Origin of the sequence: Clostridioides sp. ES-S-0005-03, assembly GCF_020658455.1 — a bacterium.
Lineage (GTDB): Bacteria > Bacillota > Clostridia > Peptostreptococcales > Peptostreptococcaceae > Clostridioides.
The window spans coordinates 302487-314897 of the sequence record NZ_JACVWI010000002.1; the positions used below are offsets into that span (position 1 = coordinate 302487).

Annotated in this window: 10 protein-coding genes and 1 riboswitch; of the genes, 1 reads left to right on the forward strand and 9 read right to left on the reverse strand. The window is 28.8% G+C overall.

Annotation, left to right across the window (positions count from 1 at the left end; genetic code table 11):
- Positions 1 to 6: 6 nt before the first annotated feature.
- A complete protein-coding gene (gene nrdE, locus IC218_RS10470; protein WP_227824367.1) occupies positions 7 to 2106 on the reverse strand; it encodes a class 1b ribonucleoside-diphosphate reductase subunit alpha in 2100 nt (699 codons plus the stop codon).
- Positions 2107 to 2531: 425 nt separating this feature from the next.
- Between nrdE and IC218_RS10475 the strand changes: the two genes are divergently transcribed.
- Complete coding sequence (locus IC218_RS10475; RefSeq protein ID WP_227824368.1) at positions 2532 to 3257, forward strand: pentapeptide repeat-containing protein; 726 nt, start codon at positions 2532 to 2534, stop codon at positions 3255 to 3257.
- 174 nt (positions 3258 to 3431) lie between these two features.
- Here the strand turns inward: IC218_RS10475 and IC218_RS10480 are convergent, their stop codons facing one another.
- The 8 genes from IC218_RS10480 to IC218_RS10515 form a co-directional block, all read right to left on the reverse strand.
- Positions 3432 to 4628, reverse strand: coding sequence for an ABC transporter ATP-binding protein (locus IC218_RS10480; RefSeq protein ID WP_227433928.1), 1197 nt, complete (start codon positions 4626 to 4628; stop codon positions 3432 to 3434).
- A 2-nt stretch (positions 4629 to 4630) separates the two neighbouring features.
- Complete coding sequence (locus IC218_RS10485) at positions 4631 to 5656, reverse strand: FecCD family ABC transporter permease (protein WP_227433927.1); 1026 nt, start codon at positions 5654 to 5656, stop codon at positions 4631 to 4633.
- 72 nt (positions 5657 to 5728) lie between these two features.
- On the reverse strand, positions 5729 to 6859 hold the full coding sequence (locus tag IC218_RS10490) for an ABC transporter substrate-binding protein (protein WP_227824369.1): 1131 nt from the start codon (positions 6857 to 6859) through the stop codon (positions 5729 to 5731).
- Between the two features lie 202 nt (positions 6860 to 7061).
- Positions 7062 to 7242: riboswitch (cobalamin riboswitch) on the reverse strand.
- 122 nt (positions 7243 to 7364) lie between these two features.
- Entirely contained in the window at positions 7365 to 8258 is an 894-nt protein-coding gene (locus IC218_RS10495; protein WP_227824370.1) for a dihydrodipicolinate synthase family protein, read from the reverse strand.
- Positions 8259 to 8341: 83 nt separating this feature from the next.
- Positions 8342 to 9244 carry a fumarylacetoacetate hydrolase family protein gene (locus IC218_RS10500; RefSeq protein ID WP_227433924.1) on the reverse strand — a complete coding sequence of 301 codons (903 nt, stop codon included), beginning with the start codon at positions 9242 to 9244 and terminating at the stop codon, positions 8342 to 8344.
- 52 nt (positions 9245 to 9296) lie between these two features.
- On the reverse strand, positions 9297 to 10457 hold the full coding sequence (locus IC218_RS10505) for a UxaA family hydrolase (RefSeq protein WP_227433923.1): 1161 nt from the start codon (positions 10455 to 10457) through the stop codon (positions 9297 to 9299).
- A 175-nt stretch (positions 10458 to 10632) separates the two neighbouring features.
- Positions 10633 to 10938, reverse strand: coding sequence for a UxaA family hydrolase (locus tag IC218_RS10510; RefSeq protein WP_227824371.1), 306 nt, complete (start codon positions 10936 to 10938; stop codon positions 10633 to 10635).
- Between the two features lie 77 nt (positions 10939 to 11015).
- A complete protein-coding gene (locus IC218_RS10515; RefSeq protein ID WP_227433921.1) occupies positions 11016 to 11990 on the reverse strand; it encodes a 2-keto-3-deoxygluconate permease in 975 nt (324 codons plus the stop codon).
- Between the last annotated feature and the right edge of the window lie 421 nt (positions 11991 to 12411).

A 12411-nucleotide genomic window follows, 5' to 3' on the forward strand; every position in this document is an offset into this window, starting at 1 on the left:
CTCTCCCTATACTGAACATACTAGACACTCATGAGTATCTCTTGTCATCTTTGTTCTTGTGTAATATAAACTTTTAAGACCTTTTTTATATGCATATATGTAATGTCTAGCTATATCTCTAGTTGTCTTTTCATCTGTAACAAACAATGTTGTTGATATTCCTTGGTCAACATGTTGTTGAACTATTGATACTAAATCTATAACTTTCCTCATATCCATTCTATATGCTGATTGATAATACAACATATTTTCATTAGTTAAAAATGGCATTGGATATATTGTAGTTGAATCTCCATATGTTCTTACTTCTACTGGCTCAGTAATTGGCATTATACTTGATGTTGCATTTTGGACATAACTAATGCTTTGAGTTGGGGCTACTGCCATTAAATATGCATTATATATACCTTTTTCTTTGACCTCATCCAATAATTTTGTCCAATCTTCTTTTGTTGGTATATAAATACCTTCAAATAATGCTTTTACCTTTTCTAGCTTAGGTAGATAAGATTGTTCATAGTATTTTGATAATACCTTGCTTTTTCTTCCCTTAGCATATTCTGATTTTTCAAACCCTTCAAAAGTTTGATTTTTTTCTATAGCTATTTTCATAGATGCTTTAATTGAATAATATCTAATCATTGCAAAAAATACATCAGAAAACTCTACAGCATCCTCTGAAGTATATAAAATATTTTCTCTTACTAAGTATCCATGCAAATTCATAGCTCCCAATCCTATAGAATGAGATTTGCTATTACTATTATTTACAGTTGGCACTGGCTTTATGTCTGTTTTATCTGCTACAAATGTCAATGCTCTTATTGATGTCTCAACTGTGCTTTCTATAGTTTTATTGTCCATAACATTTGCTATATTTAAAGAACCAAGATTACAACTTATATCTTGACCCCATTTATTTTCTCCACCATAGCCTTCTATTTCTGAAGATGTTTGATACTGGAAGATTTCACAACACAAGTTAGACATTTTTACCATACCAACCTCTTTCAATGTATGTTCCCTATTGGCTGTATCTATATACACTACATATGGATATCCACTTTCTTGTTGCATTTGTGCTATTTTAGTCAACATTTGTCTAGGATTTATTTCTTTTTTTCTTATATCTTCATCATTAACTAATCTATCATACCACTCACTCATTTCTATCTCATCAAGGTAAACTCCATACTTTTTATACACAGTATGAGGATAAAATGCATAAGCTACTTCATTTTTTTCTGCTAACTCCATAAATTTATCAGGTATAATAGCTCCCAGCGATAATGTAGCAAGTCTTATTTTTTCATCAGCATTTATCTTTTTAGTATCCATCAATAATTCAAAATCAGGATGAAATACTGTGAGATAAACTGCACCAGAACCTTGTCTAGCTCCCATCTGATTAAAATAGCTGAATGATTGTTCCAACATTTTAGCTACTCCAACAACACCTCCAGCTGCACCTTCTATATCTTTAATAGATTCACCTGATGCTCTAAGCTTAGATAAGTTTAACGCAACTCCTCCACCTATTTTTGATAAATGATTTGATGAAGATATCGCATATGAAATACCTTCTGTGCTATCTTCTACAGATAGTAAAAAACATGATACCATTTCTCCTGCTCTCTTTCTTCCAGCATTTAAAAATGTAGGTGTAGCTGGTTGAAATTCTTGTTTTACTATTTTGTCTGCCAAGTTTAAAGCTAGACTCTCATCACCATTTCCTAATGTTAAAGCTACAATTAATACTTTTTCATTATATGTTTCTAATATCTCTTTTCCATCATTACTTTTTAATGCATAATTTTGATAAAATTTATTTGCACTCATATATGATTGAAACTTAAATTTATGTTCCTCGATAAGTTTGTATATCTTTTTGATAAAATCCATGCTATATTTATGTATTACTTCTTCTAAATAATAACCTTCATCCATTAGATACTTCAATCTTTCTTCTAGATTATTAAATTTCTTTAACTTTGGATTTATAAATTCTTCTATGTAACTACTTAGGGCTTCCTTATCCTTTTCCAGTTGATATTTCCCTTGTTCATTTTTAATTATCACTTGATTGTTAAGCTCTATCCAATTCATTATTTACCGTCCTTTTAACATAATCTTGTGCTATAATTTCATTTAATTTACTTATTATTTCTTTTAATATTTATCAGCGTAAATTCCAAAAACAACCTATAATTATAGAGTATAATAAGTATTTTTCAAAAACAAAAGCACTACATATAGTTAGTGCTTTATCTATTATATACTACATATAGTATATACACAAATTTTTTTATATCTAAACTTTTATTATTGTATCACTGATATTATTTTATTCCTTAAATAAAACCATAAAAATGTTTACCCAATATTTATATGTTACTAGAGATAATAAATCTTCAATAATATATTTAATATTTTATATATTATTTAGAAGTTTTTTATTCATTGTTATATAATTAAATATATGACTATTTTGCTACTAAATATATAAAAATAAATTTGTGAAGGTGATTTTAATGAAAACTATTTCTAAACAAGAATTAGAAAAAACACTTGAGAAACATTATTTGTGGCTTAAAAATAATAACGATGGAGAAAGAGCTGATTTAAAAGAAGTAAGATTAGAAAATATGGATTTAAGAGGATATTATTTAAGTAATATTGACTTTTCGTGGTCTGACCTTATCAATTTAAATTTAGAAAATGCAGATTTAGAAAACTCTAGCTTTAAGAATTCTTATTTTTCAGATTGTTCATTAAAAAACTCTATATTAAAAAATACAGACTTAAGTGGTGCAAATTTTAGATTTTGTAATTTATCTAACTCAGATATTAGAGGTACTAATCTAGAAAATTCTAATTTAGAATATGCTACATTGGATGGAGTAATATCAGATGAAAGTACTCGTTTTTTTAAATTATACTGTCCTGAAACAGGAGCATTTATAGGCTATAAAAAATGTTTTAATTTTAGAATGGTACAATTATTAATACCAAGTGACGCAAAAAGAGTATCTGCTACATCAAATGCTTGTAGATGTGATAAAGCAAAAGTACTGTCGATTACAAGTATAGATGGCAAAGAATCTTTTAAAACTGCTCGTGCATATGCTGATGAAAATTTTATATATAGAGTAGGAGAAATGGTGGTAGCTGAAAATTTTCATGAAAATAGATGGAAAGAATCAACTACAGGAATTCACTTTTTTTTAACTAGAGAAGAAGCTGTTGGTTATCTGTAAAGTATTATTTTTTTATTGAAGTGTGTAATTGAAAATACACAATAAAAAAATGTATTACTAAATAAATATTTTCTAAAAAAGAGTATCTAGAGATTTAAAAAATGCACTTTAAAAATCTCCTTATGATACTCTTTTATATATTTTATCATTTCTAAATATGCCATAAGTTACAATTTACAGTAAATTATTTATATCAATACTATCCACCATTTTAGAAACTTTATCTACATATTCTATATTATTACTCAGACTCTTATAATACTTATTACTCTCACTTTTATTTCTAAATGAATAAACTTTTTTATTTATTTTTAAAGCCTCTTTTATAATATCTATATTTCTTTTATTAGTTTCTCCTACGCTAAATCCTGTGTCTATTATAATCTTAGAATTATTTAAATTTCTAATAGCCAAATCGAAACTTTCATCACTTATTGACTCAAATGGCTTTTCTGTAAACAACTTTATGCCCATAGTCCTACCAATTTCATAATCAATATCATTTTCATGTATTATGCCAGAATATATACCTATGCCTCTTTTAGTAAAAGCTCTGTAGATTGGTGTTGCTTTACCGCCTCCACCAATTATAAAAACTTCATTTTTTGATTTATTGCTAATTTCTACTGCACCTAATAAACTATTAAAATTTTTATCCTCTAATTCATAGAGTGAATTTATCATATTTTCGTCTACCATATCTTCTGGCTGACCATAAGCTATAACTTTGTTATTTTTTACAAGAGCAACCTTATCACAACTTTTTAGTGCTATATCTATTTCATGTAATGAAAGTATTACTGATATTGATTTTTCCTTACTTAGTTTTTTTAGTATATTCATAAGTTCCAATCTATGCTTTATATCTAAATGGGTTGTAGGTTCATCTAATATGATTATTTCTGGCTCTTGAACTAATGCTCTTGCAACCAAGACTTTTTGTTTTTCACCATCACTAAGTTCATCAAAATATCTTTTTTTTAAATGAAGAGCATTTACAGATTTTAATGAATCATCCACCATCATTAAATCTTTTTTAGAGAGATTTCCAAAAAATCCTGTATAAGGATATCTCCCCATATTAACTACATCTTGTACAGTCATTAAATCTCCTAATAATCTATTTGTAAGTACTAAAGCCATCATTTTAGACAATGTCTTTCTGGATATATGCCTTATATCCATATCGTTTAAATATATTTCACCTTTTATCGGTGTTATAAGTTTAGATAGAGACCTTAATATAGTAGTTTTTCCAGCTCCATTGCTTCCCAAAAGACATAATATTTCTCCTTTTTTCACCTCTATGTTTATATCACTTACAACCACTTTTTTATCATATCCAACACTTAAATTGTTAGTTTTCAACATGTCTAAGCCCTATCCTTCCTTTTCATCAATAACATTATTACAATTGGAGCACCTAATAATGAAGTTATTGCACTTATTGGTAATTCTATTGGTGACAAAATTACTCTGGATACTAAATCACAAAGAGCTGTAACTATACTTCCTAAAAGAATTACTACTGGTATCAATACTCTATTGTCTGATGTTTTAAATATCAATTTTGAGATTTGTGGTACTGCAAGACCAATAAATCCTATAGGACCTGCAAATGCTGATACTATTGCCGCTAGTATACTAGATATAAATACTACCAAAAATCTAAAAAATTTTATATTTACACCAATACTCTTTGCATATTCTTCTCCTAGTAAAAAAGCATTTAAAGGTTTTATTATGAATATAGTCATCAAAAGACCTAATATCCCAACTATCATAAGTATTTCTACTTTTTCCCATGTAAATCCAGAAAAACTACCCATAGACCACATAGTAAATTCCTTCAATTTTTCATTATTTGCAAATGATTGTAATATATTTGTAATTCCACTACATACATAGCCAGTCATAATTCCTATCACCAAAAGTGTTGTTATATTTTTTACTTTGCTGGCAAATAGAATAACTATAGACATTACAATTAAAGCTCCTACAAATGCTGCTATAAATATACTCATTGAATTTATACTTTCAAATCCTAATGTATATCCTCCTAAAATCATAAGTGCTACTGATAAAGTCGCTCCTGAAGACACCCCTAATATATATGGTTCAACTATTGGGTTTTTAAAAAATATCTGTAGTAAAATACCAGATACTGCTAAACATGCACCTCCCACCATAGTTGCAAGGACTCTAGGAATCCTTATATTATAAATTATTTTATAGTGTTCTGTACTATCCATTCCTCTTAATACAACATCTATTATTTCTTTAAATTCGATTTTTACAGAACCAAATGCTACACATATCAAAAAAGTAAGTATTATACCTACAATTAAGGTTATAAATATAGTAGTCTTTTTAATTCTGTTTTTATTGGTAAAGTCCATCTATATACTCCTCTTAATAAAACTAGATTAACTCAAATTTATAAAGTTTTCTTGTTAATTTAATCTTATTTATTATTTATCATAATTTATATAATGCTTAATCTTTTCACCTGTAGTACCTGGGTGAAATATTTCAACTAAATCCACTATTAATTCATCTGTCTTATCCACTGATTGATAATAATCCGGAGCAAACACCCATAAATTTCCATTTTTGACAACATCTAAATCAGATAACACTGGTGCACTAGATTTTATAGACTCTAAATTTGGTGCATAATCTGAACTTGATGAATATACAAATATATCTGCATCTTTTGCCACTTCATGTAATTGCTCAATACTTACTCGCCCTTCATTTGAATCGATTGAAGCACAAGCATTTATTCCACCTGCCATGTTTATCATATTATCTACATATGAATTTTTAGGTGCTATATAAGCATTACCTTCATATACAGATGCCCATACAACTTTAGGTTTACTTTTGTTTTTTATTTTTTTACTAACCTCTTCTATTTTTTGTACTGTTTTATCTAATTCACTAGTAGCTGTATCCTCTTTATCATAAAATGCAGCTATCAAGCTTGTCCACTCCATTCTTCCAAATGGATTTTGTTCCTTATATTCATTATCTACAACATAGTTAAGTCCCAATTCTTCTAATTTATCTATAAATTTTGTATCCGCTTCTGATAAACCACTACTCACTATAGTCAAGTCAGGATTTAAGTCTACTATTTTTTCATAATCTGGTGCTAAATTTGAACCAACATAATGTATCTTCCCATCCTTCATTAAATTTTTAATTTCTTTGATAGTCCAATATTGTTCTTCTGTTGTTACTGCTTTTATACTATCTAACTCACCTATTGTCCTTAAAGAACAAGCTTGTGTTGTAGATGCTATCAATACATTATCCACAGGTGTTCTAACTATATTTGTATTCTTGTATTTTTCAGGTATTTTTATCTTTTTAGGAATCAAAATTAGTTCTCTATTATCTCCATCAACAACCTTTTTAATTCCATCTTCTAAATTCTCAACACTAAATCCACTTGCATATTTTAATTCTAATTTTTTCCCATTACTAACTTGTTCATTAGTTTTGTCTTTTTTGCTACAACCTACAATACCTCCTGCCAAAAAAATTACCATTACAACTAAAAAAAACTGCTTTAAAACATTTGACTTGAATTTCATCACTTTCACTCCATTATTTTATTTTTTATGAGTGGCTACACATATTTTAAAAAAATATTTTACTAAAATTAATTTTATAAATATAGCTTTTTAGCAAAATAAAAAACCTCTCCTAAATTAGCAAGGAGAAGCTTCTATATCAATTTTATAAAAAATGAATTGATATCTCATTTTATTATAAACTACAATCTCCACCCTAAATTGTATTTATGTAATACTGGGCAGGTCTCCTGACTCACGGCCTGTCCTCCATCAACCTTCCCAAAATTATTATGAATCTCAGTGGATTTGATTTTGTATCCGTATACAGTAGCGGGGGCTGTAGTGAATTTACATCACTTTCCCTATTAAACTAAAATAGTACCCTAGTATTATTTACATTTAATTTTTCATTAAGATAATTGTAGTTTATTGTTAATTACTTTGCAAGGTTGATTTAATATATCCACTCAAAAAGAGGGCTTAAAATGACTATAAAAATCAATCTAAAACCCTCTTTATCTTCTTAGTTTATATTTAATTCATCCATCAAAGTTTTAATTTTACATACTTGATTTTCATCTGGTTTTATAAATGGAGCAGTTACGTAGTCACTTATTTCTAATCCTCTAATATTCATAGCTTTCTTCATTGCTGGTATAAATGGATTTGTTATTAAATAAAAATCCATTGCTTTATTAATATATTTTTGAATTTCGATAACTTTATCCATATCCTTATTATTATAAGCTTCAGCCCATTTGGAACATACTTCTGGAATTAGATTTGATAATCCTCCTATACATCCTGCTCCTCCAGACATTAAGTTGTGTATAAAATTTTCATCATATCCACTGTATATCTTGAAGTTTGGGAACTCTGTTTTCATAGTATTTATTAAATCTCTAGTATGTCCCATTAAAGTTACTGTATCTTTATATCCAACTATGTTTTCATGCTTTCTTGCAAGCTTTAATGTAAGTTCTGGACTTAAATCATAACCAGTTCTATCTGGATAATTATATAGGTATATTTCAGCATCTGTGTTCTCAGCTATCTTACTATAAAAAAGTTCAATACTATCATCATCAAGCGAGAAATAATAAGGACTTATTATCATAATTCCATCTGCTCCACTATTATGTGCATAATTTGAAAGTTCTATAGACTCATCTGCACACATACGACTTGTACCTATAAACACTTTAACCCTCTTATCGACATGATTAACCACTAAATCTATAAGTTCTTTTTGCATATCCATAGACATATTAAAGAACTCTCCAGTACTTCCCATTATAACTAGACCATCTACTCCCCCATCTATAAGGTAATCATATACTTTTTTGTTTCCTTCTCTATCTAAATTTCCGTCTTCATCAAATATTGTAACAACTGGTGTCAAAAATTCTGCTTTCATAATTTAAACTCCTAAAATTTATTTTGATATGTTCATTTAATATGCTTATAGCCTATGTTTTAAGATTATATATAATAAAACATTTACTTAACATAATTTTTCAATATTCCAATACTTTCAATCTCACATTCAATTACATCTCCACTATTCATATATAGAGGAGGAGAAAAGCCCATCCCTACTCCAGAGGGTGTTCCAGTTGCTATAATATCCCCTGCCTCTAAAGTCATCCCTTTTGAAAGTTCTGAAATTATATCTGAGATATCTGATATGAATAACTCTGTATTAGAATTTTGTCTTTCTTCATCATTTACTCTACTATATACATTAAGTTTTACTGGAAAAGAAACTGCACTTTTATGTAAGATACATGGCCCTAAAGATGTAAATGTATCTAATCCCTTTCCCCTAAACCATTGAACATGTTCTTTTTGCAACTTTCTAGCAGAAATATCATTTATCACAGTGTAACCAAAGATATAATCTTCTACATCTTCTTTTTCTATATTAACACCTGTTTTACCTATTACTACTCCAAGTTCAACCTCATAATCCAACTGATTATTTATATCAAAGTGAGCATCTATCTCATCTTCTGGACCTATCGCCTTTGTCACACGCTTTGTAAAATAGACTGTTTTCTCAGGTTCTTCAAAGCTACTATCAAAATGAGTTTGAGTTTCTTCAAGATGTTCTTTATAGTTTACTCCTACACATAAAATATCGTGTATTGGCTTTTCTATAGGAACATGTATAGTGCACTCCTCTTTTTTAAAAACATTATAGTCATTAAATGATTCTTCACTTATAATATTTTTTAACTTAATAATATCATCCTGAGATATACCTTGAATTAAATCATTTACATCTATAAAAAATTTGCTAAGACTTATGGAATTGACATCAATAACAAACAATTCATCCTTTGAGAGAATTCCTACCTTTTTAGATGTATCTTCTATACTACTAAAACTAACAAACTTCATACTATCACCCTTTAGTAAAATTCTAAGTGCATACTTTTTTAAGTCTTATATTTTATACATAATTACATACTCTAGCTATTGCCATTTCAGTATATCCAAGTGATTCTGCTTTTGATTGCTTACCATTTGCTACATCTACAACTAGATTTAATAAATCATCTGTCAATTCTTCCATTGTCTGTGGTCCATATATAACTGGACTAGCATCAAAATCCATATTATCTTCCATATTTGCAAAAGTTATTTTATTTCCAGTTATTTTTATTACTGGAGCTATTGGATTTCCTGATGGAGTCCCTCTCCCTGTACTAAATACTACTACTTGAGCTCCTCCTGCAACCATACCCGCAACAGATGAGGCATCATTTCCTGGTGTATCCATTATTACAAGACCCTTCTTATCAATTTGCTTTGCATAATCATATACTTCACTTATTACTCTGTGCCCACCTTTGTGTATACAGCCTAGTGATTTTTCTTCCAAACTTGTAAGTCCACCAGCTATATTTCCAGGAGATGGATTTCCTTCTCTAACTTCTTCTCCAACTAATTTTAATGAATTTTCATATCTATGTACTATATGTAGTATTTTTTCTTTTACTTCTTCATTTACTGCTCTTCTAGCTAATATATGTTCTGCTCCTATAAATTCAGTAGTTTCACTTAAAATTGAAGTAGACCCTAAATCAACAAGTCTATCACTTAATTCTCCTATTAGCGGATTAGCAGCTAGCCCACTTGTTGGGTCAGACCCCCCACATTCAGTCCCTAATATAAGTTCAGATATTGGGAATTCTTCTTTTCTAAGTATAGAAGCTTCTTGTGCCATTTCTCTAGCATAACGAACAGCTTTTTCTATAGTTTTTAAAGTTCCATGCTCTTCTTGTATTACAAGAGTCTTTATTGGTTTATTTGTTCTCTCTTTTATTGCATCAACTACCAAGTCATTTTGACAATTTTCACAACCTAAAGACACAACTATCACACCATATACATTAGGATTTGCTGCATATCCAGCCATAACATCCATAGTTAATTGTTGGTCTGAACTTACTTGAGAACATCCATTTTGATTATTAAAAGTAACAGCTCCTTGAACTTGTGAGGCTATAATTCTCGTTGTATCTGATGCACACACACTTGTAGGTAATATTAATATGTGATTTCTTATGCCAACTCTTCCATCTGGTCTTTTATATCCATAAAATTTCATATTGATTTCCTCCTAAAATAGTCTATTTATCATACTTTATTTGATTTTCTTGTACTATAAATTTTATTCTTATTGCTAATTAGATAACTATAATCCTACTTATTTAATCATTTAATACTAAACACTTTAATCATTTAATACTAAATATGACTTTTATTGAATTATAAATGTTACTTTATATGTTCGATACAATTTGTTTATCTAAATCTTCTCTAACACTTTTAACATTGTGAATATGTACATGTTGACCAATTTTTATTTCTTGATTAGCTTCTCCTATGTGTTCTCCATATTTAGTAACTTTATCTCCCTCAGCCATATCCTTTATAGCCAATTTATGATAAATAGTTATATCATCTAAAGCTGTTATTGTCTTTATCGTTTTATCTTTTAATTTAAAATTAATTTCATTATTCTTAGATATTTCCTCAATAGCCACTGCAACATTATCTTTTTCATCAATTATCACTGCATTTATCATTATCTTTATTCTCCTTTATAAATAATATAATTTTATTAATATACAAAATCATCTTAGCAATTATATATCTGTATTCATCAGGCTACTATTGTCCCATCATCTTTTTGTTTTGGGAATTTAGGACATCCATATTTCTTGGCCCACCAGCTAGTTATAAGAGGAACTAATATTGCAGTAACAACTACTGCAGCTGCTACTTGAGTTGTAGCTGTTGCAACATATGGTTGCCATGTTGGGTCAACTAATGCAACAGCAGCAGGAACAGCAATTGCATTCCCTGCAGTTGTAGCTACAGCCCATCCTGCATACCCTGGACGTTTACCTATAAATCTATCACAGAATACTATAAATACACCTCCTACAAACACAGATATTAATCCAAGTAATACTCCAGATAGTCCTCCTTTTAATATACTTGCAAGATTTATGCTACTTCCAAGTGCAAAACCTACAAAGGGTACTAATAAATTACATCCTGGTTCTAAAAATTCTTTCATCTTTTTGTCAAAATTACCTATTATCATACCAACAAGTATTGGTACGATTGCAGCTAATAATGACATTAATGGAACATTTGCAAGTCCTGAAGTCCCAAGAGCTATCAATGTAAAAAATGGACCATCATTCAAAGTAAGTAAACTCATAGTTGCACAATCTGTTTCATCTCCATATGAAGTCATTAATGAAAGATATATACTACCATTACTATTTGTAACTGCACTTATAACTGCCAAAGTTGTAAGACCTAATACTCCATCCATTCCAAATAATTTTCCTATAAGTATGCCTATTAAAGCACCTATAGCAAATTTAGAACCAAGAAGTATTCCTCCTCTTTTTAATACTTTTGGCATTTCTTTAAATTGAAGCTGAGTTCCAAGACATACTAGTTGAACCCCTATTATAGTTGCAGAGCCAACACTTGAGAATACTGCTGTTGTAAATGAACCTATTTGTACAATATCTGGGCAAAATGTATTAATGAAAGCTGCTATAAACATTGGAACTATCATCATACCTGCAGGAATTTTTTTAATAAAATCCATTATCATAAAGTTACTCCTCCTAAAACATGATATTTAATTACTTGTATTAAATTTTTTAGCTTTAATTTTAACGGCCGTTTCGGTTCGTATTTAAGAACTAAGTTTTTATTTACGAATCTTTGAATTAATGATAGCATTTTCCCAATTATGAGTCAATAAAAAAAATAAATTTTTGTCAAAATTTTTTCAAATTATCTGATAATATAGCAATAGTTAGCAATTATCTTCATTATATGCAAAATATAAAAAGTAATTTTTCTCATTTCACATCTATATATCCCAATTTATATAATCTAAATTCACAATATTTCGATATTTTTATATAAAATACGATTATTATTGTCTTATCTTAAATTATATAGCTAAATACAGTTCACTTTCTCAGGTATATTTTGGAAATTATTTCAAGTTTTTAGTATGAATTTTC